The following is a 25,027-nucleotide window of genomic DNA, read 5'->3' as shown; positions in this document are numbered from 1 at the left end:
GGTCAGGGGGCCAGGAGTGCCGTGATCTGCTGGACCGCCGCGACCACGGGGGCTCCGGCCGCGCCGACGAGCGCGGCGACGCCCGCTATCGCCGCGAGCGCCCGCGCGACGACGCCGGGTTCCGCGTCCTCGCCGGTGCCGATGGCCGCCACCGACTCGTCGAGAACGGCCCGGTTCTCGGGCGTGACCTGCCCGCGCAGCGCCGTGACCGCCCGGAACAACTCCTGATACGCCTCTCGCGCGTTCGCGGGCGCCGCGCCGTGGTAATGGACGATGCCGGAGTTGCCCTGGCCGCCGTCCATGCTCACCCGGTCACCGAAATGAATGTCGCCGCTCACTGATTCACCTTTCCGGTATTGCCGCTGCCGCCGATCAACTTGATCGTGTCGCCGATCTGGAAATGCTCGATCCGGTAGTGGAACGCCACCTGCGGGTTGTCGAGCGCCGCGACGATGGCGGCCCCGACCCGCTGCATCAGCTGCTCGTCCCGGCTGTAGAGCCGGGCGAAGGGCGGCCCGGTCGTCTCGACCAGCAGCACGAAGTACGAGCGCCGGGTGAGGACGATGAGGAGTTGCACGGTCAGGCCCAGCGTCACGACGGCGGCGACACCCTCCACCGCGTTGGCCACCGCCTCGCCCGCCCCGCCCGCCAGGAGGGTCACGAGCAGCCTGAGCAACAGCAGGAGAACGAGGAACTTCAGCAGCGCGCGCATGCGGTCGGGCCGGTACGGGGTCACGGTGACGCGGGCCACGTTGTCCAGGGGGAACACCATCGTCTCCAGCCCCGGGGGCGAGGGCACGCGCGTCGTGACCCACAGGATCTTGCGACTGACCTGAACCGTGGTCTCCACACCTTTGGCCATCGTTTCCCCCCTGTCCACCCGCTCTCGTCATGCCCTTCGGACAAGGTCAATAGACCGGCGGCGCGCGGTGGCCGCACCCGAGGCCACGGGCCTGCCGCGAGGGCCCGCCCGTTACTAAGTCGTTACTCAACCTTCTCGCGGGGTCGGTGACTCAGAGAGGATGACGGGCCGGAACACACATGCGAAGGACGGCAGGGAAGCGGATGCGGAGATACGCAGAGTTCGAGGAGTACGCGCTCGCCCGTCAGCGCTGGCTCCACCGCACCGCCGTCCTGCTCTGCGGCGATCCGCACCGTGCGCCCGACCTCGTGCAGACCACGCTGGTGAAGCTGCTGCGGCACTGGGCGAGGGCGTCGCGCGCGGACAGCCTCGACGCCTACGCCCGCACCGTGCTGACGCGCACGTTCCTCGCGGAGCAGCGCCGGGGCCTGCTCAGCCGCAGGGCCCACGCGGTCGAGGACCCGGCGCCCGCCGCCGACGACCCGGAGCTACGGGTGACGTTGCTCGCCGCGCTGTCCGAACTGCCGCCCAAGGCACGGGCCATGGTGGTCCTGCGCTACTGGGAGGACCTGAGCGTGGCCGAGGTGGCGGGCCTCATGCAGTGCAGCCAGAGCACGGTCAAGAGCCAGTGCTCGCGCTCGCTCGCGCGGCTGCGCGTCGAGCTTCAGAACGCCGGCCTGTTCGCGGATCAGAGGTGCTGAGCGCCATGCCATGGGAAACGGGAGAGCGGGGGGACGGCATGGGAGAACTCCCGCCGGACGAGTCACTGGTCAGAGGCGCCATGGAACGCGCGGTGGACGGCCTGCTGCCGCCGCCCGGCCTGGTGCACGGCGCGATCGCGCTGGCCGAGCGCCGCCGCGCGCGGGCGCGCGCGCTCGGGCTCGGCGCCGGGGTGTGCCTGGCCGCCGCCGCGGTGACGGCCGCGCTCGCGCTGTCCGCGCGGCCGGGCGGCGCGGCCGAGCCCGCTCCCCCGCTCCCCGCCGCCCCGCCCGCCCAATCCGCCTTCCCCGAGGCCACCAGCACCCCGGACCTGGCGGCCGACGCCGCCGCCCGGGCGGAGGACGACCACCGGCGGCAGGTCGCCGCCGCGCTGCGGGACCTGCTCACCCCGGCCGTCACAGAGGTGACGCCCGTCGCGGGGGACATCGACCGCTATCAGGGCCGGGGCCCCAACGGCGCGTCCTTCACCCTCACCCTCCAGGTCCGCCCGCCCGGCGACGGCCCGCTCGCGGGCCCCTGCGCCTCGACGGACACGCGGCCCGGAGCCTGCGCCGCGCACACCCTCGCGGACGGCACCCCCGTCGCCGTCCACACGGGCGTGGAGGCGGGCCTGCCCAGCATCGCCGCGCGGGCCCGGTTCGGCACCGAGGACCTGTTCGTCGAGATCACGCCCGACACCGACTCCCGGGTCGGCGCGCTGGTGGCGACCGAGCGGCTGCTCGCGTTCCTCGCCAACCCCCAAGTCCGGTCCCTGGCCATGCCGCCGAACGCCCCGTAACGGCCCGCACCGCCCCCTCCCGCCCGCGTGTCGCGGGCCGCCCCGGGCCCGTTTGATCACTTCAGCCCCTTCGGAACCACCAGTCCCTTAAACAACATCAGCACCATCAGCACCTCCAGCACCAGAAACATCGGAAGGAATCGCCCATGGGTTCCCGAGGCATGCACGCCACGCCCCACGGGCGGCGGGCGGGCCACCGCCGCCGTCCCGGACGCGCGGCGCGGCTGCGGCGCGTCCGGCTGCCCCTCGTGGTGGCCGCGGGCGTCCTGCTGCTCGGGTCGGGCTCCGCGTGGTTCGTCTCGTGGAACGGCGCCGAGGCCGGGAACGAGACGCGGAACGACGCGGCCGGCCCGCCGCCGCACGCCCCCGGGCCGACGGCCGGTGAGGACGAGTCGGTCGCGACCGACCCCACGCCGCCCGCCCCCGACCCGGAGGCGGAGGCGGAGGCGGATGACGGGCAGGACGCCCATCAGGAGCAGGAGCAGGAGCGGGAACAAGAGCCGGACGCGGAGGTGGAGGAGTCGGAGCTGCCCGAGTCGGGCCCCGGAACGTTCCGCGTGGCCCCCGGCGGCGGGGAGCCGGTGGGCGGGCCCACCCTCTACCGCTACCAGGTGCAGGTGGAGGACGGCATCGACCTCGACCCGGACGCCGCAGCCGCCGAGGTGCACGCGATCCTCAGCCACGAACGCGGCTGGACCCAGGACGGCCACAGCGGGTTCCAGCTGGTGGGCGCGGGCGAGACCGCCGAGTTCATGGTGCGGATCGCGACGCCTGGCACCGTGGACGACATCTGCGGCCAGTACGGTCTCGACACCGGCGGCGAGGTCAACTGCCGGGTCGGTGAGTCCGTCATGGTGAACCTCAAGCGCTGGATGACCGGGTCGCCGCAGTTCGACGGGCCGGTCGAGGAGTACCGGGCGCTGATCATCAACCACGAGGTGGGGCACGCCCTCGGGCACGGCCACGAGGGGTGTTCCGCGCCGGGGGCGCCGGCACCGGCGATGATGCAGCAGATCAAGGGACTTGACGGCTGCGTGGCCAACGCCTGGCCCTACGACGAGAACGGCGAGTACATATCCGGCCCCTGGATGCCCTGAGCACCGGCCGCGCGCTCAAGCTCAACGGCCGCCCGAACGTCCGCCGTCCGCGAGCCACTCGGCCAGCACGGCGGCCTGGCTGTGGTCGACGTCCTTCGAGGCGGTGAGCAGCGTCAGCTTCTCGTGCCCGGCCAGGTCGTGCAGCTCATCGGCCGCGTTCCGGTGCGCGGCGTCGCGCAGTTCGGCGAGGTAGCGGCGCCTGAACTCGTCCCAGCGGGCGGGCGCGTGCCCGTACCACCTGCGCAGTTCCGTGGAGGGCGCGAGATCGCGCAGCCAGCCGTCGATGTGCGCGTCCGCCTTGCGGATGCCGCGCGGCCAGATCCGGTCGACGAGCACCCGCGTGCCGTCCTCGGGGGCGGCCTCCTCGTAGATCCTGCGGCAGGTGATCTTCCTGGCCATCGTCCGCACCTCCTCCGGGACGGGCCGCCCCGATGTCGTGGCGGCCCGGCAGACGCGGACCGCAGGCGATATGCCCAGTTTAGGGGAGTTCGCGGCCCGCCGCGCGCCGGGCGCCCGGGGTCCGGCCGCGTGGGCCGGACCCGGGCGTCCGTCAGGCGGTGCAGCGGGTCAGGTCGCGCAGGAACGCGTCCCAGGAACCGGACGGAACGGACAGCACCGGCCCGTCCGCCACCTTCGAATCCCGCACCGGGACCACACCCGTCGCGGCGGCGATCCCGGGCGCCCACGCGACGCACGCACCGCCGCCACCGTTGCTGTAAGTGGACGTGACCCACTCAGCGTGCGACATGCCGGACCAGCGCCTCCCAGGAGTCCGCGGGAACCGACAGCACCGGACCACCCGCCACCTTCGAATCCCGCACCGGAACGACGCCGGTCGCGGCGGCGACGCCGGGCGCCCACTCGACGCACGCACCGCCGTCCCCGTTGCTGTAACTCGACTTGACCCACTCCGCTCCGGAGAGATCAAAGGTGATGCTCATGCGGGCAGTGCCTCCATTACCGATCGGATGAATGCTGCGCTCTCGACCGGCGACAGCGCGTGCGACCTGAGCAGGTCGTACGCGTGCAGCCGTTCGTCGACACGCTCACGGTCCTCCATGAGGGTGCCGCTGGCGATGCTCTCCTCGTAGGCGAAGGTCTCACCGTCCTTGAGCGTCAGCAGTCTCAGTGTGCCCCCGAGCAGGCCGTGTTCGCCATGGGTAAAGGGCAACACTTGCACCACACTCGTCGGCGTGTTCGACCGCTCGATCAGCGCGGCCAGTTGGGCCCGCATCACGGCCGGGCCGCCCACGGGCCGCCGCAGCACCGCCTCGTCCAGGATCACCGAGTGGTCGGGCGGGTTCTCCCCGCGCAGCAGCTCCTGCCGAGTCAGCCGGGCGTCGACCTTCTGGAGAATGTCCTCCTCGCTCGCCTTCGGCGCCGTGGCCCGGAACAGGGCGTAGGCGTACTCGCGGGTCTGGAGCAGCCCCGGCACCAGCTGCCCGGCGTACTCGCGGATGATGACGGCGCGCGCCTCGATCTCCATGTGCCGCCGGTACTGCTCGGGATGGATCTCGTGGCTCACCAGCCCGAAGAGGCGGGCGAAGTGCCCGTCCGTCTTGAACACGCGGTCGAACTCTTCCGAAAGACCCGTGGACGGTATGGCCTCCGCCGTCTCGATCCGGGCCAACTGGCTCTTGCTGCACGGGACTTCCCCCGCCAGCGTGGCGAGTGAGATACCCGCGAGCATCCGGAGCCGCCTCAGGTCCGCGCCATAGAAGTGCCGCGCGGAACGATGCGGCGTCAGTTCATTCGGTTCGAATGTCATATGCCTCCCGTCCCTACCCATCCGTCGGGACACGCCCCTACTGGGCAGGGGCCATCCCGGCACGTAACGCTAGAGACACGTTAGGTAGTTGAGCAAACCTCGGGAGGCAACCCCCCATGACATCACTCGTCGAACCCGTGGCCGTACCGGCCCGGCCCTGCTGCCGCCTGTGCGCGGCGCCCGGGGACTTCGGCGCGTTCGTGCCCGCCGAACCGCACGCCGGACTCTGCCCCGAGTGCGTCCTCGCCGGTCGGCCGACCCGCGCCGGTCTCGAACAGGCCGTGGTGATCGTCGCCCGCCAGGCCCTGATCGCGGTCGAGGCGGTGCACGTGCCGCTCGCGACCGCCGACGAGCTGACGTTCCACGTCTGCGCGCTCAAGCGGAGCCTGTGCCGCATGCTCCAGCTGTTCGCCACGGTGAGGAGCCCGCAGCGATGATGCCCCCGGCGAACGGCGCGGGCCCCGGCGTTCTCGTGTCCGTCGAGGTCGACGCCGGGACCGTGCGGCGCGGCGACCAGGTCATGATCGGCGGCCAGGTCTTCACCGTGCTCGACATGGCCGCGATGCGCGGGGGCGCCCGGCGCCTCCAGTTCTCGTCGGGCGAGTCGCTGATAATGCTCCGGACCACCGTCCTGTGGGCGGCCCGCCGCGTCTCCCCCCGCCGCTACCGCGACGGCCGCCACCACGACTGGTGACCTCGCGGGCCGGGATGCCGCGCGACCCCCGCACGGCATCCCGGCACCGAGGGAACGGGCGCGGTCAGCCGTCCTGCGGCGCGCTGCCGAGCAGTTCCAGGAAGTGCGGGCTGTGCATGAGGCCGAGCACGTTGCCGAAGGGGTCGGCCACGGACGCGGTGACGAACCCCGCCTCGCGCCGCACCAGCTCCTGGTACGGCTCGGCCCCCATGGACAGCACCCGGTCGAGCGCCGCCCGCACGTCGTCGACGTGCCAGTACATGACCGCGCCGCCGGGGCCCGGCGCGGCGCCCTCCGGCGCGTACCCCCGGTCGATCAGGCCCAGCTCGTCCTGGTGCGGACCGACGCGGAACTCGACGTAGGCGAGCCGCCCGTCAGGACCGGAGCGTTCGAAGTAGGGCCGGATGCCGAGGAGTTCGGCGTACCACGCCCTCGCCGCCTCGACATCGTCCGCCCAGTAGCTGATCGTCGTGAATCCCCGCAGCATGGTCGCGCCCTTTCGTTCGCCGCTCGTTCGCCGCTCGTCCGCCGCAGCCCCGGCCCGTGCGGCCGGTGCGGTGCGGTGCGTCGCAGGAGAAGCTAGGAGCCGTCGCGGAACGAGGCTTTCCGCCATGGCTGCCAGACTCGGCCCATGGAAACCTCGGTGCGGCTGCTGCGCCTGCTGTCCCTGTTCCAGGCGCGGCCCGACTGGACCGGGGCCGAGCTCGCCGGTCGGCTGTCGGTGACCACCAGGACCGTGCGCAACGACATCGAGCGGCTGCGCGCCCTCGGCTACGAGGTGCGTTCGACGTCAGGAACGGCGGGCGGCTACCGGCTCGGCTCCGGCGCCGCCCTGCCGCCCCTGCTCCTCGACGACGAGGAGGCCGTCGCCGTGGCGGTCAGCCTGCACGCCGCCGCCACCGGCGGCGTCACCGGCATCGAGGAGACGGCACCGCGCGCCCTCGCCAAGCTGCACCGCATGCTGCCGCCCCGGCCGCGCCACCGGTTCGAGGCCCTGCGCACCGCCACGGTCGCGGTGACCGGGCGCGGCCCCACCGTCGCCCCCGGCACGCTCACCGCCATCGCCGCCGCCATCCGCGACCGCGAGCAGGTGCGCTTCGACTACCGCGACCGCGACGGAACGACCAGCGCGCGCACGGCCGAACCGCACCGGCTCGTCCACACCGGCCACCGCTGGTACCTGCTCGCCTGGGACACCGCGCGCGGCGACTGGCGGACCTTCCGCGCCGACCGCGTTCGCCTGCGCACGCCGAACGGCCCCCGGTTCGCGCCGCGCCACCCCCCGGAGGGCGCGGCAGAACACGTCCTGCGCGGCGTCGCCTCCCGGGCCTGGGCGCACCGCGCGCGCGTGCGCCTGCACGCCCCGCCGGAACGCCTCGCCGCGCTGCTGCCCCCGGCCGCGGGCGTGCTGGGCGAGGACGGCGTACTGGAGACCGGCGGGCCCTCGCTGCCCGACCTCGCCGGGTTCCTGCTCAGCCTCGACGTTCCCTTCACCGTCCTCGATCCGCCCGAACTGCGCGACGTCCTGGTGAGGTTGGCCGACCGCTGCACGGCGGCGGCCGGTCCCGGCGCCCCGGCGGCGCGCCGGGCGAAACCGCGTTGACAGCGCGGGACGGGCTCTTGGAGCATCGCGCCGACCCGTTGTGCTGTGACCGACCGAGAGAAACGGACCCCGACATGCGCCGACTCGTGTGCCCCGCCGCCACCGCCGCCCAGCACACGAGGAGCCATGAACCGTCCGCACTCTCCCGTTCCCGCACCCCATGACCCCCACGACAGCGCGACCACCGGCCCGGCGCCCGGCGCCCGGCGGCTCAATCTCGGCGTAGTGGCCCACGTCGACGCCGGCAAGACCAGTCTGACCGAGGCGCTGCTGCACGTCGGCGGTGCCATCGAGCAGGTCGGCCGGGTGGACGACGGCACGACGCAGACCGACACCCTGTCGCTGGAACGGCGGCGGGGCATCACGATCCGCTCGGCCGTCGCGGCGTTCGAGATCGACGGCGTCGCCGTCAACCTCGTGGACACCCCGGGCCACCCCGATTTCATCGCGGAGGTCGACCGCTCGCTCGCGGTCCTCGACGGCGCGATCCTGGTGCTGTCCGCCGTGGAGGGCGTGCAGGCCCAGACCATCGTGCTGTACCGGGCGCTGCGCCGCCTCGGCATCCCCGTGGTCTTCTTCGTCAACAAGATCGACCGGGCCGGTGCCGCGCCCGGCGCGGTCGTCGAGCGGATGCGGAGCCGCCTGAGCCCGGCGCTCGTGCCGCTCGGGCACGTGCGCGGCCCCGGCACGGCGGCGGCGGAGGCCGTTCCGTGCGCGTGGGAGGACCCCGTCGAGGCCGAGCGGCTGACGGAACTGCTCGCGGACCACGACGATGACCTGCTCGCGCAGTGGCTCGCCCGGGACCGCCCCGCAGGACCGGGGCGGCTGCGCGCCGTTCTCGGGCGCCTCACGCGGGCCGGTGAGGCGCACCCGGTGCTGTTCGGGTCGGCGCGGACCGGGACCGGGGTCAGGACGCTGATCGGCACCGTGACCGCGCTGCTGCCCGTGCCGCCGGGCGACGGGCAAGCACCGCTTGCGGCACAGGTGTTCAAGGTCGAACGGGCGCCGGGCGGGCAGCGGGTGTGCACGGTGCGGCTGCGCGCGGGAACGCTCGGCGTCCGCGACCGGGTGCCGCTCGGCGGCGACCGGACGGCGGCCGTGACGGCCGTCGAGGTGTTCGAACCCGGCGGTGCCGTTCCGCGCCCCCGGGCGACGGCCGGTCAGATCGCGCGCGTTCTGGGCCTGGAGGGCGCGCGGATCGGGGACTGGATCGGCCGCCGCCCGGCCGCGAGCGGCGCGGTGGCCGCCCTGCCGGAGCCGGGGTTCGAGACGAGGGTGGTCGCGCGCGACCCCGCCCGGCAGGGCGAGGTGCACCAGGCCCTGACCGAACTCGCGGACATCGACCCGCTGATCGCGCTGCGGCCGGAGCGCGGCGCCGCGCGCATCCGGATCTACGGCGAGGTGCAGCAGGAGGTCCTTGCCGACACGCTGGCGGCCGACTACGGCATCGACGTCGACTTCCGTGACACCGGCGTGGTCTGCGTGGAGCGGCCGTCGGGCCCCGGCGGCGCCGCGCTGCGCCTGGGCGAGGCCGGCAACATGTACGAGTACGGCCTCGCGGTGGCCGTCGAGCCGGCCGCGCCCGGCTCCGGTGTCGAACTCGTCGTCGCCGCAGACAGGTTGGCGCTCCCCCTGCATGTGTACGGCAATGTCGCCGGGTACCGGGCCGCGCTCCTCGCCTACCTCGACGAGCCGTTGGCGGCGGGACCGCACGGGTGGCGGGTCACCGACGTGCGCGTCACGGTCACCGACAGCGACTACTCCGCGCCGAGCCCGCGCGCCGTGGAGGTCAGGCGCATGACCGGCCTGCTGGTGAGGGAGGCGATCAGGCGGGCCGGAACGGTCGTCTGCGAGCCGGTCGACCGGTTCACGCTCGAAGCGCCTGCGGACGACCTGTCCGCCGTGCTCGCCCTGCTGGGCCGCCACGGCGCCGTTCCCGAGGGGATGCGGACCACCGGGCCCGTCGCCGTGGTCACCGGGACCCTGCGGACAGCGGACGTGCAGGCGGTGCGGGCGGGGTTGCACGGCGCGGCGCACGGCGAGGGCCTGCTCGAATCCGCCCACGACCACTACCGGCCGGTGCGCGCGGGGGCGGGCGCCGAGCCGCGCGGGGACGGCGGGCCGCGCGGGGACGGGACGGTTCGAGGCTCGAAGGGACGGGGCTAGGTCCTGCGGGACACCACCCCTGAACTGGCCGGCAGCCACGGCAAGCACCGCTGCCGTACTGAAGCCGCAGTCCGCCCGACAGCGGCTCCGCCCGGACGTCGGCGCGTGCAGGGCAGGAATCGGCTCAGCTGCCGAAGACAGCTGCTCCACGCGCCGTGTCGAGGTACTCCCTGGCCACCATGACCTTGCCGTCCCTGATCTCGAAGAGGAAGTGGTAGACCTGGCCGAACGTCTTCCCGTTGCCCAGCGTGCCCGACGACTCGGCCTCCACGGCGACGCGATCACCCTCTGCCGTCACTCCGGTCACAGTCATGCGGAGTCCGTTCGGAGTGACGGCACGGAAGCCCTTCATGTGCTCCACGAACTGCGCCTTCGACATGTCGCCCGAAGCGCCGAAGGACGCGGGATGCGCCATCACCGTCCACACCGCGTCCTCGTGGAGGAGAGCGAAGGTTTCGTCGATGTCGCCATCCACGGAGAAGCCCTGCACCAGCCTGCGGGCGATCTCCTTGTTCTGCTCGACACTCACGAGGTCTCCTGCTGTTCTCAGAGCGGCACGCGGTACCCCGCGATGCTACCCATCCCCTTGACGGGGCCCGCTGTTCCGCTCCTGGACCTCTTCTCGGGAACGTGCGCCCGCCCGGACACCTCTCGCTCAGTACCCCGCGTACGGGCCGACACCGACTCCCTCGGCTCCGACCTGGTGCACCGGTGCACGAACCGCTCACGCACAGCATCCAGTTGATCTCCCCGCGACCTGACATCAGCGAGGTCCCCACCCATGACCGCTCCAACGGCCCACCTGGCCGACAGCCCGGCCGTGCACCGCCCCAGTACTAGGGTGAGGCCATGACGCGAAGCTCCCTTGAAGCGGCGGTGGTGATGAGCCACGAACTCTTCATGCGGACCAGCGACCGGGTCGAGAGCGTGCTGGCGGAACACGGCTTGACACACGCGACCGCCCAGGCCCTGTGGGCGATCGACCCGGCCGAAGCGCCGCCCTCGATGAAGGAGTTGGCCGGTCGGCTGCACTGCAACGCGCCCAACCTCAGCTTCGTCATGAACCAGCTCGGCGGCCGGGGGCTCGTCGAGCGTTCCGCCGACCCCGCCGACCGCCGGTCGCGCGTCGTCACGCTGACGGCGGACGGCCGGCGGGTGCGGTCCGCGGTGATCGAGGCGACGCTGGCCCTGAGCCCGCTCGCCCGGTTGGACGCCGACGACCTGCTCACCCTGGTGGGGCTGCTGGGAAAGGTGCTCGAACCGGCGCCGCGCCCGGCCTGAGGCCCGGCGGCGCCGGAGCGGTCACGGCGCCGGGCGCATCGTGGTCAGGCCGTCGATGTCCCGCGCAAGGCCGGTGAGCCAGCCCGGCTTGTCGGGGGCGGCGTCCCCGGCCTCACCGAGCCGTTCGGCCACGAACGCGCCGTAGGTGTCGTAGTCGGCCGCGAGCGCGCGGGCGCGGGCGCGGACGGCGTCGAGCCCCGGGCGTTCGCGCGCGGCCCGCGCCTCGGCCTCCAGCGCGCGGGCGTCCTGCTGGGCCTCGCGCATGTGGTCGGCCCAGTCCTCCAGCACGTCCGCCACGGCGGCGAACGCCTCGCGCGCCGCGGCCACCTTGGGCCGGAAACCGCGTTCGAAGCCCTTGAGGGCGGCGGCGGGCCGCCCGCGCCACTCCCCCGGCGGCACGACCGAGTCGAGCAGGCCGAGGACGGTGCCGAGGGTGGCGGCGGCCTCCCGCACATTGCGCGCGATCTGCGCGGCCACCGGCTGGTCCCCCGGGCAGGGCACGAAGCCGAGGGCCGGGTAGTCCGCCTCCTGCCCCGGCCCCTGGCCGCCGCCGGGTGGCAGCGGCCGGGGGTGCGAACCACGCGGCGCGCCGGGCCCGTTGACCACGCTCATGCCGCGATCACCCCGTCCGAGCCGCACGCGTCGCACGTGTCGCACGCGCCGCGGCCCGCCGCGCCGCCCGGGCCGCCGTCCCGCGCGTCGCCGCGCGCCGGCTCCGGGGGCGCGGGCAGCGACCACAGGACCATGTCGAGCGCGCGTACCGCGGCCTCGGCGCACTCGCCGAGCTGCGCGACGCCGTGTTCCCATTCACCACTGAAGTCGTCCATGCGTTCCACGAGCCTCCGCACCCCCAGGGCCGGTCCCTCCGCCTGGGCCAGCGCGAGCGCCGGGCCCTCAAGCAGTTCCGCGATGGCCGCCAACGTGTCACGGGCCACGCGCAATCGGCCGTGCTCCGGCGGCGGGTCGACGTGCGGATTGATGTCGACCATGCCGAGATCCTCCCCCCTGGCCGCGCCGAGGCCGCGGCCCACGTTCCGCGATGCTGCCGATCGTAGCGGGACGGCTACACAATTCACATACAAACGGGGGCGTATGGGGGCGGCCGGTGCTTTCGCCGGGGGATGTCGCGGAACGTGACGGCCGATGGGCCGCTCGCGAGCGCCGTTTTCCCGGGAACCACGTTCGAGCAGTGGATCGGCGGTGCCCGCCTGGACGCCCTTCTGGGGCAATCCGTGGCCCTCCGGCCGCCTTCCGCACGCGCGGGCCCGCCGCGACCGGTCGGTCGCGGCGGGCCGCGGTGGGCCGTGGCGTCAGGCGGTGTCAGGCCCGTGATTTGACGCGGTCGAGGAGCGTCACGCCGAGCGCGGCGAGTGCGAGCTGGAGCAGCAGTTCGAGCCAGTCCACGCCGTCGGTGTCGGCCACCCCGAGCGCGGCTGCCAGGGCCGTGCCGATGAGCGCGGCGATGATGCCCACGGCGATCGTCCACAGGACGCCGATGCGCTGACGCCCGGGCAGGACCAGCCGGGCCAGCGCTCCGATCACGAGCCCGATCACAATCGCGCTGATAATTCCGGAGATCTCCACTTTCTCGCCCTTTCCGTGCTTGTGTGCTCTCCGGGTGCCCAGCTCGCGGCGGTGCAGTCCTGTTGCCGGGCCGTCGATATTCGCACGCGCGTTCGCGTTCGCGTTCAGGGGTGGCGGGGCGCGGGAGATCAGGCGGGCGCCGGGCCCCGCTGGCAGCGCGGGCACCAGAACGCGGGGCGTTCCTGCCCGGCCCGGTCGCGGGACTCGGTGGCGGTGCGCACGGTCGCGCCGCACAGCAGGCAGGGCCGCCCGGCCCGCCCGTACACGTACAGGCGCGGTCCCGGCGAGCCGCGCACACCGCGTTCGCGCGGGTGCGTGCGGGTCGTGGTGGTGCGGTCGGGCCGGTCGCGGTTGGCGACGAGCAGCCGCCTGGCCTCGGCCACGAGCCGGTCGGGAGCCGCCACCTCGCCCACCGGCGTCCACGGCGTGACCCCGGCGATGAAGCACAGCTCGGCCATGAACACGTTGCCCACCCCGGCCAGGTTCCGCTGGTCGAGCAGGGCCGGGCCGACCTCGCGGGCCGGGTCCGCCAGCAGGCGCCGCAGCGCCTCGTCCGCGTCCCAGTCCGCGCCGAGCAGGTCGGGCCCGAGGTGGCCGACCACGCGCGGCTCGTCGGCCGTGCGCAGCAGGTCGAGCACCGGCAGCCGGTAGCCGACGGCCACGCGCGCCCCGGTGTCGAGCACCGCGCGGATCTGGTGGGCCGGGCCGCCGGTCCAGCGCCGCCCGGCCGGGAAGACCCGCCAGGAGCCGTCCATCCGCAGGTGCGAGTGCAGGGTGAGGCCGCCCTCGACGCGCGTCAGCAGGTGCTTGCCGCGCGGGACCACGTCGAGCACGAGGCGGCCCCGCAGGTCCGCGGTCGCCAGCCTCGGCACGCGCAGGTCGGCGCGCACCAGCCGGTGCCCGGCCAGCGCCTCGCGCAGGCGGCGCGCGGCCTGCGCGACCGTGTCTCCCTCGGGCATGCCTCCATGATGCGCCGAGCCCCCGGACGGCGGCGTCTCGGCGGGGCACGGCCGGCTCGGACCGGTGCGCGGCGGCGGAGGGTGACGCCGCGGGGCACGGCCGAGCGCTGCTGATCGTGCGGCAGTTGAGGCAACCTCGCCCGTGTGGAAGAGTGCACCGCGCACGTGAAAACGAACAAGAATCGAACACGAGGCGAGGTGTGCGGGCATGGGCGCCGACAGCGCCATGAAGGACTTCGCGCCGGGTTTCATCGCGACCAAGTGGGCTCCCGGCTCGCTCGGCGGGTGGTACAGCGATCCGCCGCAAGCCGTCCGTTGGGCCGGGGATCTCGTGGTGGTCGGCGAGGTGGTGCGCTGGACCAGCCCGGAACGCGAGAACGAGGGGAACGGGGCGTTCGTCCATCGCGTACCGGACGGCACCTATCCCGTGTACGTGAACGACGGCGTGCCCAGCGGGTGGGAGGACGAGGACCCGGAGCGGTATCGCGTGGACACGCTGTTCATCCCCCTCGCGGGGCCCGAGCGGTTGCGCACGACGCGGTGGAGCCACGGCTACGACGACGTGGGCCAGTACCTCGACGGCTACGCGTGCCTGCGGAGCGAGGGCGCCAGGCGCGGTGACGAGGACGGCGCGATACGCAGGGCGAAGCGGGCGTTGCTGTCCGAAGACGCCCGCACCGGGGCGAGCCATGGGATCAACGAGGTCGTCGATCCGGAGACCGGCGCCAACATGCTCTCCTTCCCGGTGTGCCGCTACGGCGAGGTGCACGGCTTCGAGGCCCTGGGCGAGGGCGACGAAACGCTCGCTCTCCTCTTCCTCGCCAACCACGACTGACCCGCGCGCCGCCGCGAGGGGCGCGAGATCTGCCACAGGCCCGAGGCGGCGCGAACCGGCGCTTCGGGGGCGGGCGTTCAGCCGCGTTCGCCGGTGCGCTCCGCCGCCTCGGCCGCCAGGGAGCGCAGCAGGAGGTAGGCGCTCTGGATGAACCGGCCGCGCACCGTCGGCCCGGTGGCGGCCAGGGCCACGACGTGCACGCCGTGCTCGGGGCAGAAGCCGGCGAACGCGGTGCTGCCCCGCGTGCCGCCCGAGTGGTGGTACAGCACGTGCCCCGGGCGCTCCCGCGTGCTCCACGCCAGCGGCAGCGCCGGGCCGCCAGGTCCTGTGACGCGGGGCCGCACGACCTCGCGCAGCGCGGCGCGCAGCGGGCCGCCGCCGGGCACGGCGGCGTCGGGGCCTGTCAGCGCGGCGAGGTAGCGCAGCAGGTCGGCGGCGCTGGAACGCACCGCGCCCGCGCCCGGCAGGGCCGGGATGTCCCAGGGCGGCAGCGGACGGCCGTGCCGGTGCCCGACGGCCTGCGGCAGGGAGCGGTCCGCCGTGGTGTCGCGCAGCCCGAGCGGGTCGAGCACGCGGGCGGTGAGCAGCGTTCCGTAGTCGGTGCCCGCCTCCTCCGCGAGGAGGCGGCCGAGGAGGCCGACCCCGAAGTTCGAGTAGTGCACGCGCGTGCCCGGCTCCCGGCGGACGCGGGTGCGGGCCAGCGCGGGCAGCAGCCGTTCGGGCGGGTAGTGGCCGTAGGGGTTGGTGTACCAGGAGCGCCACGCTGTGCGCAGCAGGCCGGGCGGCAGGCGCGGCAGCCCGGAGGTGTGGGTGGCCAGGTGTTCGAGGGTGACGCGGTGGCCGCGCGTGCCGGCCGGGTCGTCGAGCGCGACATCCCCGCGCTCCGCCATCTCGGCCAGCAGCAGCGCGGTGAACGTCTTGCTGACCGACCCGACCTCGAAACGGGTGCGCTCGGTCACGGGCGCGCCGCCCCTGCGGTCGGTGGTCCCGCGGCACAGCGTCGCGTCGCCGCCCGGGGCCCGGACGGCGACCGCGATCCCGGCCGGGGGGCCGGCGGCGTCCGCGACGGCGGACAGCCGCCGGTCCAGCCCGGACACGCGCGTCACACGAGGGCGCGGGCGCCGCGGTGCCTGGACAGGGCCAGGGTGCCCGCGACGGCCGCGACCACCGTGGTGTGCTGGTGCTCGCGGAACGCCTCGTCGGGGTCCTCCGTGACAGGCTCGCCGTTGCGCGGCACGAGGCCGTCGGGGCGCTGCACCGCGGCCAGCCGCTCCCACACCTCGGGGGCGGAGCGCGGCTCGGGCAGGCAGGCGTCGACGATCAGCAGCTCGGCGACCAGGTCCCACTCCTGGATCTCCTGCCAGATGTCGATCCACACCGGCAGCCACCGGCCCAGGTAGTCCTGGATGCGGGGCGAGAGGGCGTCGGGCCGCCCGCCCCAGTCGGTGACGTGGAAGACGGTGTGGGTCACGCAGTAGGCCGTCATCCAGTCGATCGCCCACGGCTCGGGCGTCTGGCCGAGCCAGGTCGCGTCCGTGAGCACGGACCAGTCGGCCTGCCGGTCGAGACCCGCGACGCGCGACGCGTTGGCCACCGCGAGGCGGCGGTTGGGCAGCTGCTCCGCCGCGCCGCGCGAGGTGAGGCCGCCGAGGTGGTTGAACAGGGCGTGCAGCCGGTCGTGCCGGAACCCCGCCCGCGCGAAGTGCGTGTACAGCTCAAGCGGGTCGGTCATCATCATGTAGCGCAACTGCCGCTCGTACAGCAGATCGCCCTCGCGCAGCTGGGCCCACGCGAACTCCATCAGGCTCTCGGCCGCCCGCCGGTCGGTCGGGGACGCGATGCCCTCGCGCAGGACCAGGGACGCGGCGAGTACGGACTCGCCCAGCGGCTTGTACACGCTGTCCGGGTCGGTCAACTCCCCGGTGACATCCGGGGCGAACGCACCGCGCTCCCGGTTCGCGTGCAGCCAGCCGATCGCCCCGGTGGACAGGGCGTGCGCCGTCCTGCGCACGGCGGCGGGCGAGGACGGCGGCGGTGACTGGGGGGACGGGGCGGTCATGCGGTCCGCCTTTCTGCTCCCGCCGCGAGCCGGCGGGCGACTGCGGTGTCGAGCGCGGTCCGTGCCGTGCCGCCGTGCAGGTCCACGTGGTCGAGCACGGCGAGCAGGTCGAGAGGTGGCGAGGCGCCGTGGCCGTGCGCGAACGCGGCCCAGCGGGCGAGGCGGGCCGCCGTCGGATGGTCGCGGCGCAGCAGCGCGCGCGTGGTGCCCATGGCCAGGGCCTGCGCCGCGCGGAGGTCGGGCCGGGGCAGCGGCCCGTTCACTCCCGGCAGCGCCAGCGGGGAGAGCCCGGCCAGCCAGGATGTCCAGGGCCGCCAGCGCTCCAGGGGTCGGGCGACGGGCGGGCCCCCCGAGGCCACCGGGTCGCCGCCGTGCCGGGTCAGGAGTGCGGCCGTGGCGTGGTCGCGCCACACCGCCTCGGCGGTGTCGTCCGGGCCGGGAGGGAAGACGCGGAACGCCTCGGTGACGGCCTCGCAGTCGGCCGGGCCGAAGGGCGCGCCGACCAGCAGGGCCGGGGCGAACACGTCGGGGCCGAGGACCCGGACGGCGGCCAGGGCCGCCTTCGGGTCCTCGGCTTCTTCGACGTGGCGCGCGGGCCCCGCCGGTGCCGGGGCGCCCGCGAGGGCGTCCCGGACGCGCCCGGCCAGACTCTCCACCTCGGCGGCGTAGACCGCGCGGGGCGATGGGTCCGGAAACGACATAGGTGACTCACCTTCCGTCAGCTTCTGTCCGTTCGTGACGAGCGCTGGCAACCGGCGGGGCAACGCGCGGCCCCGCGACCGGCGTTACTTGTCGCGCGGCTCCGACGGCTGCTTCGGGGAAAGCAGAATCAGGAGCAGCAGGAAGCCGGCCGCCTCGGGCGAGTAGACGGGGGCACCGCTGACGGGGGCCTCGGGCTCGGAGATCAGCGAGGTGAGGGCGGAACGCTCCGCCGACCCCGCCTGGACGGGAGAGATGCGAGTGCTGACCTGAACGGGCATCATGCCTCCAAGTGACTCTCTGACGCGCACTGGACGCGCCGTGTCGATCGTGAGGTGCCCCCTCCACGACGCGGATAAGACAAAGAGCTTGAAGTGCCACACGGAAGGATGAATAACGTCAATACGTCCGCAACTACCCTCACTCCTAAGAGGGTTGACCGACAGCGGGCATCTTCGGTAGAGCCACCGCCCCCCGCTTTGGCCCCGCCCCGGTCGGCACCGGGCCGCCACGGGACGCCGACGGCCGCCGCGGAACCGGCGGCCGAGCCCGGGCGCGCACGCCAGCGGCCCGCCCGGCGTGAACGGCCGTGTGTGCCCGGCGCGTCCGGCGCGGGACACCGCAGGGAACGGGCTCCCCGGCGCCCGGGGTCAGGCGGTTCGGGCGAGGAACTCGCTGACGACGGGCACGGTCCTGTGGGCGTGGAATTGCCGGCGCACGTCGTCCAAGGTGGAGGTGCCGCGGGCCGAGGTGACGCCCCCCATGTGGTCGACGGCGCGCTGGGCGATATCCACGGCGCCGTCAAGATCTTCCAGGGCGATGCGTGCTTCGGCACCGCGGGCAAGGTAGATGACGGCGGCGCGCGGGAAGTCGTCCTCGCGGTACTCGCCGGCAGCGGTCTCGAATTCGGCCAGCGCCCGCCGGGGTCGGCCGAGGTTGAGGGCGCAGGAGCCGTGCAGCATCCGCAGCTCGCCGAGACTCACCCAGTACACGCAGTCCGGGTCCTCGTTTGGTGACTGGTCCCGGGCACGGTCGTAGGCGGCGAGTGCGTGGCCTTGGGAGTGAAGGCTGGCATGCTCGTCTCCGGCCTTGGCGTGGGCGCGGGCGAGCCGGGCGTGAAGCATCGCCTCCATCCGGGCCGAGCCGATCCGGCCGGTCAGGGTCAGGGCGTGGGCGATCAGGTCGGCAGCACCGCGCGGGTCCCCCGTCGAATACCGCTGGATGGCCCAGAACGCCAGCGTGTTCGCGGTGACGACGGGATCGGCTGCTGTGGCGGCGGCCCGCAGCGCGGCCAGGTAGAACTCCTCGGCCAGTGCGTGGCGGCCGGAGTCATAGGCGGTCCAGGCACAGATGCGGGCGGCCTCGGCTGCCGCGCCGTGGAGCCGTCTTCCGGTGGCCTCGGTGTAGGAAGCGTTCTGCAAACTCGCGGTGATCAAGCGGAGCTGGGCTCGGGCGGAGGTGTGGACCTGGCCGGAGCCGAACTGGTCATCCTGGCGCCGCAGGACCGCCAAGGACTGCTCGAACAGCTCGGGAGCTGCCGCGCCGATGCGGCGGCCGGTGGCGTGAGCGGTGGCCGGCTGAGCGGTGACGGCCCCGGCCAGGACGGGGGTGATCCCCGTGACGAGCAGGAATCCTCTGCGGTCCATCGGGCCTCCAATCGCGACGCGGTCTAACAGGTGCAGGGTTGTGTCCGGGGTCCAGGCAGCGCTGAGCAGTTGCCGTTCGCGGATGCAGGCGAGCTTGAGCCATTCCGGCCAGGGGCGGGCGGTGATCTCATCTTCCGGGATGCGGTGGAGATGGGCCATCGCCCGTTGCGCCGGCATGTCCGGGGTGACGTTGTAACGGGTCCATCGGGTGATCCGCTTGCGGTCCTTGGCGATCGGCCCGTAGCCAAGCTTGACGTGGACGGCACTGAGGCGGGTGAGGTAGTCGGTGGCTGACCAGCCGTGGACACGCAGCAGATACACCAGCGGGTGTTCGTCGAGATGCAATTCCCTCCACCCCCCTGCCCGTTACCGGTGGGCCCGATGCCATGGTGCCCGCATTCGCGCCCGCCCGGCAGAAGGCGACCGCTCCATGCGCGGAAGCTGGTAACACCTGGGCACACGGTGGGCACACCTGGGCACATCGCGGCGCTTCCTCCGGGTGCCCGGGCACGGCCATGGTGTGAGGCATCCCCACCGCGGTTCACCGGCCCGAGCGCCGGACCACGAGCCGCAGTGCCTATGCGACGGAGGTACCCGTGAGCACGGAGCCCACCACCCCTACTCAGGCCGCCTACCAGCCGCCGACGTTGTCCGACGGCGGCCCGGTCGCCGACGTGACCCTCGGCAAGAACGGCTTCGACGTCCAGGACAACACCGAGTACCGCCAGAAGACCCCGGGAGTCTCCGCTCTGTGACGGAGCCAGCCACATCGTGAGTGATCCGGGCGCCGGTACCGCGCGTGCGGTGCCGGCGCCCGCCTGTTCCACCGACCGAGCGTGTGAGGGGAGTAGCAGTGCAGTGGTGTGCGGGATGGCACGGACAGAAACCACCGGCCCGAGCGCCGGTGAACAGCCAGGAGGTGCCCGGCTGCCCGGGCACGTGGACGTGCGGGTGGCCGGCCGCGCGGGTAAGGACCACCGGAACGGCGGGCGTTGGACTGACGGTCATCGGCATGTGCGGCGCCCGGCCGGGCGATCTGGAGTCCGGCTTGGCCGATGTGCGGGCGGGCCGGTGGCGAGCCCTCACCCGGTGGCCCGGCTCCTATCTGGCGATCGCGACCCGGGGCCAGGTCACCGCGGTGATCGGCGACCTGGCCGGGCAGCACTCGGTGTACTGGCGCCCGTTCGACGCCGGTGTGTGGTGGGCGACCGCAGCGATGCCGCTGGCGGGTCTGGACGGTGCCCGGGTCGACCGGATCGCTCTGGCAGCGCGGCTCGCGCTCGGGCAGCCTGACATCTCGGGGAGCCGGAGTCTGTTCCACCGAGTCAGCCGAGTGGCCACCGGGCACCTGCTCCTGCTCGAACCCGGGGGCGCACACTCCGTTCCCTTCGAGCCGAGCCGTCCTCGGCCGGTGAGCATGGCGGAGGGGGCGTCGGCGGTGGCCGGGGCTCTGTCGGACGCGGTCTCCGTTCGCCTGGACGGCCGACCGGTAGTCGCCGACCTGGCCGGTCTCGACTCCACCACGCTGGTGTGCCTCGCTGCCGCTCAAGACGTGCCGGTGACCGCGCTGACTCATGCGGACCCGCGAATGCGCGACGACGACCTGGCGTACGCCCGGCGCACCGCGGCCGTGGTTCCCGGGGTACGGCACCACGTGTTCGCGGGCAGCGCAGACGCGGTGATGTACGCGGGCCTACAGGGCCCGCGATCGGTGCCGCAGACGGACGAGCCGACGCTCTACAGCGCGACCGCGAGGATCAAACGCGCCCAACTGGAGCTGGTCGCCGCCGACCACGGCGGAAGCGTGTACTTCACGGGTGAGGGCGGCGATGTCGTCCTCTCCGCATCCGCCGGCTATCTCGCAGACCTCTACCGAGCCGGACGGCGGCGAGAGGCGTGGCGACACACGGTGGCGCACGCCCGGGTACGGCGCATGAGCCCGCTGGCGTTATGGCAGCGCGTCGGGCCGCTGGCGCGCGGCGGTGTGGCCGGCGGGTGGCGCCGGGCGGCCGAGGAGTTGCGTGCCGCGCAGCCCAGCGTCGTGGTTGCCACTCCGGAAGCCGCCGCGCGCCAGGTGCTGTCGCCGTGCGCGCGCTGGATGTCGTCTGAGGTCCGCGAACTCCTGGCGGACCGGGTGGACACGGTGGCTGACACGCTCGGCGAGGAACCGGGTATGTCGGTCTGGTCCGATCGCCAGGACCTGGCCCGGATCGGCGGCAGCCTGGCTGGATGGCACGCCATCACCCGCAGCCAGGGCCTCACCCTGGCCGCCCCCTATCTGGACAACGAGGTGGTCAGGACCTGTCTCTCAATCGACGCGGCCGAGCGGGGCGCGGCCGACCGGTACAAGCCCTTGCTCGCCGCCGCGTTCCCGACCGGGCCGGTGCCCGGCTTCGTGCTGGGCCGCACCACCAAAGGCGGCCTCGACGGGGTGGCACACGCAGGGCTGCGGCGGCACGCTCGGGTCATCAGTGAACTCCTGGGCCCGAACTCTCGCTTGGCCGACCTGGGGCTGCTGCCGCGCTCCGGCGTGCTCGACGATGTGGCCTCCGCTGCGGGTGGGCGGCTCACGGGGGCGGGGGCGATTCACTACGCGGTCGCCGCCGAGCTGTGGCTGCGGCAGGTCGAATCGGTCTCCGCTTGGTGGTCGTCGGTCAGGCACTCGCCGGGGGAGGCGCAGAGCCATGCGGCTGCGTGACGGAGTACACGCCATTCTGACCGACACGGCCGGGGCGCTTCTCGACGAACGCTCGGGACGGTGGACTCACCTGTCCGGTACCGCGGCCGTCGCGCTCCGACTCCTGCTGAGTACCGAGGAACGCCGACAGGCGATCGAGGAGTTCGCCGGCCGGTTCGCCGTGCCGCGCGAGCAGGCCGAACAGGACCTGCTGGCAGTCGAGCGCGGCTTGACCGACCGTGGCCTGCTCGCCGCGCCGCGCCGCCGCGGACGGAGGTGGTGGCGGTGACTTCGATCGAGTCGTACCGGACCGTGCGGGCCGGTACTCCCCGGCAGCGGGCAGTTGCCTGGCTGGGGTTGGCCGCCGCCGTCCTGCTGCTGCGGTTGCCGTTCCGGTGGACCGTTCGCGCGGCGCGGACCGCGCGCTTCATCGGCCGGCGTCCTCTGCCCGCCGAGCGGGCGCAGGTGATGGTGGAAGCCGTGCGGCATGCGGGCCGCGGCTGGCCGGTGCGGGTCGCGTGCCTGGAGTCCTCGCTCGGCGCGGTCCTGGCGTGTGCCCTGTGCGGCCGACGCCTGGCCTGGTGCGTGGGTGCGCGGGTGGCACCGCCGGTGGAGTATCACGCCTGGGCCCGGATACCCGGGGACGAACCGGTCGGGGAGTACGTCGGCGACGGCTGGCACTACCTGCCGGCCCTGGAGATCTGACGCCTCGAAGGCTCACTCGTAGGGGTGTATCGATGGATGCCAGTTTGACGCCTCATAGGGCGTGACCTGCGCCGGGTCCCGGATCGCTATGGGAAACCTCGTGCCGCACGCCGCGGCGTGCGGCACACATGGACCGCATGACCAGCTCGAACAACCCGCCCCCGCCCGACGTGCACCACCAGCGGACACTGGCGATGACCGGCCGGGCCGTCACCACCGAACTGCCGACCATTCTGGGCCAGGCGACCCGGCTGGCATGGCGGACCGACCGGCCCGCGGTCGTGGCCGTCGCCCTCGGGCAATCGGTGGCCGCGGTGGCCGCCGCCACCGCCCTCATCGCCACCACCGCCGTCCTGGAGCATCTGCTGGCCGACCGGCCGTGGCGCGACTCCGCGGACGCGGCGTTGCCCGTGATCACGATGCTGCTGATCGCGCTGGTGGTGCGCTACACCGCCGACGGCGCCGCGCGCATGGCGGCGGCGCGGGTCGGCCCGCGCGTCGTCACCGAGGCGAGCTATGCCGTCGTCGCCAGCGCCAACCGGATGGAGTTCACCGGCTACGAACAGCCGGGCGTTCGCGACGCGTTGGAGGCGGCGGACGACGGCGCCCAATCGATGGCCGACCTCGTGACGGACGCCCAAGCCGCCGTCGCGTCCCTCGCGCAGACGATCGGCGCGTTGTCGGTCCTGGTGACGCTGCACCCCGTCCTGCTGCCGCTGATCGCCATGACCGCCCTGCCGGGCGCGGCAGCAACTCTGCGTGTCGCCCGGATCGAGCACACCGTGCGGCACGACACCATGTCGGACCGACGCCTTCGGCGCTACCTCTACTTCCACACGACCGACCGCGACAGCGCCGCCGAGATCCGCGCCGCCCGCATGGCTCCTTTCCTTCAGGGCCGCTTCCGTGCGGTCTCCCGCCGCTTGGACGCCGCGGTGCTCGCCGGCGCCCGCCGGGCGGAGCGCGCTCGGGTCGCAGGGGACCTCGGCGCCGCCCTCGGGCAGTTGGTCACCTGGGCCGCGCTCGCCGCGTTGGCTGCCACCGGCCGCATCGACCTCGCCGCGGCCGGGGCGGCGGTGATCGCGGTGCGTACGATCACCGCCGCGCTCACCGGTCTTGGCGACAGCGCGGGGCGGCTGTTCCGCAGTGCCCTGTATGTCGGGGACTGGGACCGGTGGAACGTTCTGGCCGCCGAGCACGCTGCCCGTCGCGGCACCGTCCCCATCCCTGCCCGGGGGCCCGATGTCATCGAGGTGGATGACGTCAGCTACGCCTATCCGGGCACCGAGCGGCGGGCGCTCAACGGTGTCTCCCTGAGCGTGCGCCGAGGTGAAGTCGTCGCCCTGGTCGGAGAGAACGGAGCCGGCAAATCCACGCTCGTGCAGCTCCTCACCGGGCTCGCGCTGCCGGACTCCGGCGCGGTGCGGTGGGACGGCGTCGACCTGGCCGACGCCGACCCGGACACGGTGTGGGCCCATGTCGCCCTGGTTCCACAGCAGTACACCCGCTGGCCGCTCACCGCCCGGGAGAACATTCAGCTCGGCACACCACGCCCCGAGGGCGACCAGGCGGTGCACAACGCCGCGGCCACCGCGCGGGCCGACAGCGTCATCGCCGCCCTGCCCCAGCGACTGGACACCTCACTCGCCCGCTCCTGGGCGGGCGGCCACGATCTCTCGGGCGGGCAATGGCAGCGCATCGCCCTGGCCCGCGCCTTCCACCGGGACGCCGCCCTGCTGGTCCTGGACGAACCGACAGCCGCTCTCGATTCCCGCGCCGAATCCGCCCTGTTCCGCACGATGCGAGACCTGGCAGCCGACCGCGCCACCGTACTGGTGACCCACCGCCTGATCAGCACCCGCCATGCCGACCGCATCGTTGTCATGCACCAGGGCCGCATCGCCGAGCAGGGCACGTTCGCCGAGCTGTCCGCCATGCCCGGCTCGGTGTTCGCCGAGCTGCTCGCCCTCCAGGAAGGCCGGCAGTCCGCCGTTCCGACCCTGACCGCGACGTAGCGGCCGGATGGGACTCCAGGCCGGCTCATGGCTCATTCGCGGCCCGGCGAGCCCCCGGCGCGTCCGGCGCGGTGAAGGGTGACGGGTCAGAGGACGGGCGGGACGATGGTGAAGCGGGCGTTGACCTGGGCCCGTACGGTCTGGCGGCGCGGCTCCAGGTCGAGCGCGGGCGGCGGCGCCTCGGCGGCCCCCGCCGCGGCGGGGGCGGCGGCCCGCGCGCCGCGGCCGTAGGCGACCGGCGCCTCGATGTCGGCCCCGACATCGGCCAGTTCGACGAGGGCGGCGAGGTCGGAGCCGAGCGCGGCGGCGTACTCGCGGGCGCGCGTCACGGCCTCGCGCACGGCCTGGACGCGGGCCTCGCGGTGCACGGGCGAGGTCGGGCGCAGCGCCCACCACGGGCCGTCGACGCGGGTCAGGTCGAGGTCGGCGAGCCGCGTGGTCAGCTCGCCGAGCACGCCGAAGTCGGCCACGGTCACGGAGAGATGGACGCGCCCGTGGTGGGCGCGCACCTGCTCGCCGCGCCCGCGCCTGGTCAGCTCCGGGGTGATCACGAAGCTGCCGGTGCTCATGCTCTCGATCGCGTCGCCGTAGGACTTGATCAGGTCGAGGGCGTCGGCGTTGCGCCGGGTGAGGGCCGCGAGCGCGGCGGCCCGGTCGGCGCCGCGCGCGGAGACGGCGACGCCGAGGCGGGCTATCTCGGGCTCGACCTCAAGGCGGGCCGAGCCGCGTACGGAGACGCGCGGCGCCTCCGGGGTCGCGGGGACGGGGGCGGGGGCGTTGTCGGTCATTCCCCCACCCTGGCAGACCCCTGTGACAGTCCTCGCGGGGACCGCGCGGCGGCGCGGCCCCCGCGGGACCGGGGGCCGGGGCCGCGCGGCG

General features: G+C 73.9%; 32 protein-coding genes. 14 read left to right on the top strand and 18 right to left on the bottom strand.

Annotation, left to right across the window (positions count from 1 at the left end; translation table 11 throughout):
* Positions 1 to 2: 2 nt before the first annotated feature.
* Positions 3 to 338, bottom strand: a complete 336-nt coding sequence (locus LC193_RS22305; RefSeq protein ID WP_226076868.1) for a hypothetical protein — start codon at positions 336 to 338, stop codon at positions 3 to 5.
* A complete protein-coding gene (locus LC193_RS22300; protein ID WP_226076867.1) occupies positions 335 to 862 on the bottom strand; it encodes a DUF6232 family protein in 528 nt (175 codons plus the stop codon). The genes LC193_RS22305 and LC193_RS22300 overlap by 4 nt, the downstream gene beginning before the upstream one ends.
* A gap of 203 nt (positions 863 to 1,065) precedes the next feature.
* Between LC193_RS22300 and LC193_RS22295 the strand changes: the two genes are divergently transcribed.
* From LC193_RS22295 to LC193_RS22285, 3 genes are all read left to right on the top strand, one after another.
* Positions 1,066 to 1,563 carry a SigE family RNA polymerase sigma factor gene (locus LC193_RS22295; protein ID WP_226076866.1) on the top strand — a complete coding sequence of 166 codons (498 nt, stop codon included), beginning with the start codon at positions 1,066 to 1,068 and terminating at the stop codon, positions 1,561 to 1,563.
* Between the two features lie 5 nt (positions 1,564 to 1,568).
* Positions 1,569 to 2,360 carry a hypothetical protein gene (locus LC193_RS22290; RefSeq protein WP_226076865.1) on the top strand — a complete coding sequence of 264 codons (792 nt, stop codon included), beginning with the start codon at positions 1,569 to 1,571 and terminating at the stop codon, positions 2,358 to 2,360.
* A 146-nt stretch (positions 2,361 to 2,506) separates the two neighbouring features.
* Entirely contained in the window at positions 2,507 to 3,457 is a 951-nt protein-coding gene (locus LC193_RS22285; protein ID WP_226076864.1) for a DUF3152 domain-containing protein, read from the top strand.
* 21 nt (positions 3,458 to 3,478) lie between these two features.
* On the opposite strand, the gene LC193_RS22280 is transcribed toward LC193_RS22285, so the two are convergent.
* The 4 genes from LC193_RS22280 to LC193_RS22265 form a co-directional block, all read right to left on the bottom strand.
* Positions 3,479 to 3,856: a DUF488 domain-containing protein gene (locus tag LC193_RS22280; protein ID WP_226076862.1), complete on the bottom strand. Its 378-nt coding sequence runs from the start codon at positions 3,854 to 3,856 to the stop codon at positions 3,479 to 3,481.
* Between the two features lie 151 nt (positions 3,857 to 4,007).
* On the bottom strand, positions 4,008 to 4,205 hold the full coding sequence (locus tag LC193_RS22275) for a DUF397 domain-containing protein (protein WP_226076860.1): 198 nt from the start codon (positions 4,203 to 4,205) through the stop codon (positions 4,008 to 4,010).
* Positions 4,192 to 4,398 (bottom strand): DUF397 domain-containing protein, encoded by a 207-nt coding sequence (locus tag LC193_RS22270; RefSeq protein WP_226076858.1) that lies wholly within the window; start codon positions 4,396 to 4,398, stop codon positions 4,192 to 4,194. The genes LC193_RS22275 and LC193_RS22270 overlap by 14 nt, the downstream gene beginning before the upstream one ends.
* The gene (locus tag LC193_RS22265) at positions 4,395 to 5,225 is read right to left on the bottom strand and encodes a helix-turn-helix domain-containing protein (protein WP_226076857.1); all 831 of its coding nucleotides are present in this window, start codon (positions 5,223 to 5,225) and stop codon (positions 4,395 to 4,397) included. Before LC193_RS22265 ends, LC193_RS22270 begins: the two co-directional genes overlap by 4 nt.
* 116 nt (positions 5,226 to 5,341) lie before the next feature.
* Here LC193_RS22265 and LC193_RS22260 point away from each other — a divergent pair, with 116 nt between their 5' ends.
* Together LC193_RS22260 and LC193_RS22255 are read left to right on the top strand one after the other, a co-directional pair.
* The gene (locus tag LC193_RS22260) at positions 5,342 to 5,662 is read left to right on the top strand and encodes a hypothetical protein (RefSeq protein ID WP_226076856.1); all 321 of its coding nucleotides are present in this window, start codon (positions 5,342 to 5,344) and stop codon (positions 5,660 to 5,662) included.
* Positions 5,659 to 5,919: a hypothetical protein gene (locus LC193_RS22255; RefSeq protein WP_226076855.1), complete on the top strand. Its 261-nt coding sequence runs from the start codon at positions 5,659 to 5,661 to the stop codon at positions 5,917 to 5,919. Before LC193_RS22260 ends, LC193_RS22255 begins: the two co-directional genes overlap by 4 nt.
* Positions 5,920 to 5,983: 64 nt before the next feature.
* On the opposite strand, the gene LC193_RS22250 is transcribed toward LC193_RS22255, so the two are convergent.
* On the bottom strand, positions 5,984 to 6,406 hold the full coding sequence (locus LC193_RS22250) for a VOC family protein (RefSeq protein WP_226076854.1): 423 nt from the start codon (positions 6,404 to 6,406) through the stop codon (positions 5,984 to 5,986).
* Positions 6,407 to 6,550: 144 nt separating this feature from the next.
* On the opposite strand from LC193_RS22250, the gene LC193_RS22245 reads away from it, so the two are divergent.
* Both LC193_RS22245 and LC193_RS22240 read left to right on the top strand, forming a co-directional pair.
* Positions 6,551 to 7,522, top strand: coding sequence for a helix-turn-helix transcriptional regulator (locus tag LC193_RS22245; RefSeq protein ID WP_226076853.1), 972 nt, complete (start codon positions 6,551 to 6,553; stop codon positions 7,520 to 7,522).
* 126 nt (positions 7,523 to 7,648) lie between these two features.
* Positions 7,649 to 9,688 (top strand): elongation factor G, encoded by a 2,040-nt coding sequence (locus LC193_RS22240; protein WP_226076852.1) that lies wholly within the window; start codon positions 7,649 to 7,651, stop codon positions 9,686 to 9,688.
* Positions 9,689 to 9,812: 124 nt separating this feature from the next.
* Here the strand turns inward: LC193_RS22240 and LC193_RS22235 are convergent, their stop codons facing one another.
* A complete protein-coding gene (locus LC193_RS22235) occupies positions 9,813 to 10,217 on the bottom strand; it encodes a nuclear transport factor 2 family protein (RefSeq protein ID WP_226076850.1) in 405 nt (134 codons plus the stop codon).
* Between the two features lie 320 nt (positions 10,218 to 10,537).
* Here LC193_RS22235 and LC193_RS22230 point away from each other — a divergent pair, with 320 nt between their 5' ends.
* Positions 10,538 to 10,969, top strand: a complete 432-nt coding sequence (locus LC193_RS22230; RefSeq protein ID WP_226076848.1) for a MarR family winged helix-turn-helix transcriptional regulator — start codon at positions 10,538 to 10,540, stop codon at positions 10,967 to 10,969.
* Between the two features lie 21 nt (positions 10,970 to 10,990).
* On the opposite strand, the gene LC193_RS22225 is transcribed toward LC193_RS22230, so the two are convergent.
* The 4 genes from LC193_RS22225 to LC193_RS22210 all read right to left on the bottom strand — a co-directional run bounded on the left by LC193_RS22225 (position 10,991) and on the right by LC193_RS22210 (position 13,512).
* Entirely contained in the window at positions 10,991 to 11,581 is a 591-nt protein-coding gene (locus LC193_RS22225) for a hypothetical protein (protein WP_226076846.1), read from the bottom strand.
* Complete coding sequence (locus tag LC193_RS22220) at positions 11,578 to 11,958, bottom strand: hypothetical protein (protein WP_226076845.1); 381 nt, start codon at positions 11,956 to 11,958, stop codon at positions 11,578 to 11,580. The genes LC193_RS22225 and LC193_RS22220 overlap by 4 nt, the downstream gene beginning before the upstream one ends.
* Positions 11,959 to 12,289: 331 nt before the next feature.
* Positions 12,290 to 12,553 (bottom strand): GlsB/YeaQ/YmgE family stress response membrane protein, encoded by a 264-nt coding sequence (locus tag LC193_RS22215; RefSeq protein WP_226078849.1) that lies wholly within the window; start codon positions 12,551 to 12,553, stop codon positions 12,290 to 12,292.
* Positions 12,554 to 12,681: 128 nt separating this feature from the next.
* Positions 12,682 to 13,512 (bottom strand): DNA-formamidopyrimidine glycosylase family protein, encoded by an 831-nt coding sequence (locus LC193_RS22210; RefSeq protein ID WP_226076844.1) that lies wholly within the window; start codon positions 13,510 to 13,512, stop codon positions 12,682 to 12,684.
* A gap of 208 nt (positions 13,513 to 13,720) precedes the next feature.
* Here LC193_RS22210 and LC193_RS22205 point away from each other — a divergent pair, with 208 nt between their 5' ends.
* Complete coding sequence (locus LC193_RS22205; RefSeq protein ID WP_226076843.1) at positions 13,721 to 14,347, top strand: hypothetical protein; 627 nt, start codon at positions 13,721 to 13,723, stop codon at positions 14,345 to 14,347.
* Positions 14,348 to 14,424: 77 nt separating this feature from the next.
* On the opposite strand, the gene LC193_RS22200 is transcribed toward LC193_RS22205, so the two are convergent.
* The 5 genes from LC193_RS22200 to LC193_RS22180 form a co-directional block, all read right to left on the bottom strand.
* Complete coding sequence (locus LC193_RS22200) at positions 14,425 to 15,444, bottom strand: serine hydrolase domain-containing protein (protein ID WP_226076842.1); 1,020 nt, start codon at positions 15,442 to 15,444, stop codon at positions 14,425 to 14,427.
* Between the two features lie 5 nt (positions 15,445 to 15,449).
* Positions 15,450 to 16,406, bottom strand: a complete 957-nt coding sequence (locus LC193_RS22195) for a DUF6895 family protein (RefSeq protein ID WP_226076841.1) — start codon at positions 16,404 to 16,406, stop codon at positions 15,450 to 15,452.
* Positions 16,403 to 17,107 (bottom strand): hypothetical protein, encoded by a 705-nt coding sequence (locus LC193_RS22190; RefSeq protein WP_226076840.1) that lies wholly within the window; start codon positions 17,105 to 17,107, stop codon positions 16,403 to 16,405. Before LC193_RS22190 ends, LC193_RS22195 begins: the two co-directional genes overlap by 4 nt.
* An 84-nt stretch (positions 17,108 to 17,191) precedes the next feature.
* The gene (locus LC193_RS22185) at positions 17,192 to 17,389 is read right to left on the bottom strand and encodes a hypothetical protein (protein ID WP_226076838.1); all 198 of its coding nucleotides are present in this window, start codon (positions 17,387 to 17,389) and stop codon (positions 17,192 to 17,194) included.
* 366 nt (positions 17,390 to 17,755) lie between these two features.
* Positions 17,756 to 19,096, bottom strand: coding sequence for a tetratricopeptide repeat protein (locus LC193_RS22180; protein WP_226076836.1), 1,341 nt, complete (start codon positions 19,094 to 19,096; stop codon positions 17,756 to 17,758).
* A gap of 251 nt (positions 19,097 to 19,347) precedes the next feature.
* Here LC193_RS22180 and LC193_RS22175 point away from each other — a divergent pair, with 251 nt between their 5' ends.
* From LC193_RS22175 to LC193_RS22155, 5 genes are all read left to right on the top strand, one after another.
* Positions 19,348 to 19,506, top strand: coding sequence for a hypothetical protein (locus tag LC193_RS22175; protein ID WP_226076834.1), 159 nt, complete (start codon positions 19,348 to 19,350; stop codon positions 19,504 to 19,506).
* 20 nt (positions 19,507 to 19,526) lie between these two features.
* Positions 19,527 to 21,449 carry an albusnodin/ikarugamycin family macrolactam cyclase gene (locus LC193_RS22170; protein WP_318842180.1) on the top strand — a complete coding sequence of 641 codons (1,923 nt, stop codon included), beginning with the start codon at positions 19,527 to 19,529 and terminating at the stop codon, positions 21,447 to 21,449.
* On the top strand, positions 21,436 to 21,717 hold the full coding sequence (locus tag LC193_RS22165; protein ID WP_226076830.1) for a PqqD family peptide modification chaperone: 282 nt from the start codon (positions 21,436 to 21,438) through the stop codon (positions 21,715 to 21,717). The genes LC193_RS22170 and LC193_RS22165 overlap by 14 nt, the downstream gene beginning before the upstream one ends.
* The gene (locus tag LC193_RS22160; protein ID WP_226076828.1) at positions 21,714 to 22,133 is read left to right on the top strand and encodes a lasso peptide biosynthesis B2 protein; all 420 of its coding nucleotides are present in this window, start codon (positions 21,714 to 21,716) and stop codon (positions 22,131 to 22,133) included. The genes LC193_RS22165 and LC193_RS22160 overlap by 4 nt, the downstream gene beginning before the upstream one ends.
* A 137-nt stretch (positions 22,134 to 22,270) precedes the next feature.
* Positions 22,271 to 24,148: an ABC transporter ATP-binding protein gene (locus tag LC193_RS22155; protein ID WP_226076826.1), complete on the top strand. Its 1,878-nt coding sequence runs from the start codon at positions 22,271 to 22,273 to the stop codon at positions 24,146 to 24,148.
* A gap of 86 nt (positions 24,149 to 24,234) precedes the next feature.
* Here LC193_RS22155 and LC193_RS22150 read toward each other — a convergent pair whose 3' ends face one another.
* Positions 24,235 to 24,936, bottom strand: coding sequence for an SIMPL domain-containing protein (locus LC193_RS22150; protein WP_226076824.1), 702 nt, complete (start codon positions 24,934 to 24,936; stop codon positions 24,235 to 24,237).
* Positions 24,937 to 25,027 lie beyond the last annotated feature (91 nt).

It is taken from the genome of Streptomyces marincola (genome assembly GCF_020410765.1).
Lineage (GTDB): Bacteria > Actinomycetota > Actinomycetes > Streptomycetales > Streptomycetaceae > Streptomyces > Streptomyces marincola.
This window is presented reverse-complemented; position numbering and strand designations above follow the sequence as displayed.

Bases quoted from the DNA above. Each gene is read 5' to 3' on its own strand.
- LC193_RS22300 (WP_226076867.1), bottom strand. From the start codon at position 862: ATGGCCAAAGGTGTGGAGACCACGGTTCAGGTCAGTCGCAAGATCCTG.
- LC193_RS22295 (WP_226076866.1), top strand. From the start codon at position 1,066: ATGCGGAGATACGCAGAGTTCGAGGAGTACGCGCTCGCCCGTCAGCGC.
- LC193_RS22290 (WP_226076865.1), top strand. From the start codon at position 1,569: ATGCCATGGGAAACGGGAGAGCGGGGGGACGGCATGGGAGAACTCCCG.
- LC193_RS22285 (WP_226076864.1), top strand. From the start codon at position 2,507: ATGGGTTCCCGAGGCATGCACGCCACGCCCCACGGGCGGCGGGCGGGC.
- LC193_RS22280 (WP_226076862.1), bottom strand. From the start codon at position 3,856: ATGGCCAGGAAGATCACCTGCCGCAGGATCTACGAGGAGGCCGCCCCC.
- LC193_RS22275 (WP_226076860.1), bottom strand. From the start codon at position 4,205: ATGTCGCACGCTGAGTGGGTCACGTCCACTTACAGCAACGGTGGCGGC.
- LC193_RS22270 (WP_226076858.1), bottom strand. From the start codon at position 4,398: ATGAGCATCACCTTTGATCTCTCCGGAGCGGAGTGGGTCAAGTCGAGT.
- LC193_RS22265 (WP_226076857.1), bottom strand. From the start codon at position 5,225: ATGACATTCGAACCGAATGAACTGACGCCGCATCGTTCCGCGCGGCAC.
- LC193_RS22260 (WP_226076856.1), top strand. From the start codon at position 5,342: ATGACATCACTCGTCGAACCCGTGGCCGTACCGGCCCGGCCCTGCTGC.
- LC193_RS22255 (WP_226076855.1), top strand. From the start codon at position 5,659: ATGATGCCCCCGGCGAACGGCGCGGGCCCCGGCGTTCTCGTGTCCGTC.
- LC193_RS22250 (WP_226076854.1), bottom strand. From the start codon at position 6,406: ATGCTGCGGGGATTCACGACGATCAGCTACTGGGCGGACGATGTCGAG.
- LC193_RS22245 (WP_226076853.1), top strand. From the start codon at position 6,551: ATGGAAACCTCGGTGCGGCTGCTGCGCCTGCTGTCCCTGTTCCAGGCG.
- LC193_RS22240 (WP_226076852.1), top strand. From the start codon at position 7,649: ATGAACCGTCCGCACTCTCCCGTTCCCGCACCCCATGACCCCCACGAC.
- LC193_RS22230 (WP_226076848.1), top strand. From the start codon at position 10,538: ATGACGCGAAGCTCCCTTGAAGCGGCGGTGGTGATGAGCCACGAACTC.
- LC193_RS22225 (WP_226076846.1), bottom strand. From the start codon at position 11,581: ATGAGCGTGGTCAACGGGCCCGGCGCGCCGCGTGGTTCGCACCCCCGG.
- LC193_RS22220 (WP_226076845.1), bottom strand. From the start codon at position 11,958: ATGGTCGACATCAATCCGCACGTCGACCCGCCGCCGGAGCACGGCCGA.
- LC193_RS22210 (WP_226076844.1), bottom strand. From the start codon at position 13,512: ATGCCCGAGGGAGACACGGTCGCGCAGGCCGCGCGCCGCCTGCGCGAG.
- LC193_RS22205 (WP_226076843.1), top strand. From the start codon at position 13,721: ATGGGCGCCGACAGCGCCATGAAGGACTTCGCGCCGGGTTTCATCGCG.
- LC193_RS22195 (WP_226076841.1), bottom strand. From the start codon at position 16,406: ATGACCGCCCCGTCCCCCCAGTCACCGCCGCCGTCCTCGCCCGCCGCC.
- LC193_RS22190 (WP_226076840.1), bottom strand. From the start codon at position 17,107: ATGTCGTTTCCGGACCCATCGCCCCGCGCGGTCTACGCCGCCGAGGTG.
- LC193_RS22185 (WP_226076838.1), bottom strand. From the start codon at position 17,389: ATGATGCCCGTTCAGGTCAGCACTCGCATCTCTCCCGTCCAGGCGGGG.
- LC193_RS22165 (WP_226076830.1), top strand. From the start codon at position 21,436: ATGCGGCTGCGTGACGGAGTACACGCCATTCTGACCGACACGGCCGGG.
- LC193_RS22155 (WP_226076826.1), top strand. From the start codon at position 22,271: ATGACCAGCTCGAACAACCCGCCCCCGCCCGACGTGCACCACCAGCGG.
- LC193_RS22150 (WP_226076824.1), bottom strand. From the start codon at position 24,936: ATGACCGACAACGCCCCCGCCCCCGTCCCCGCGACCCCGGAGGCGCCG.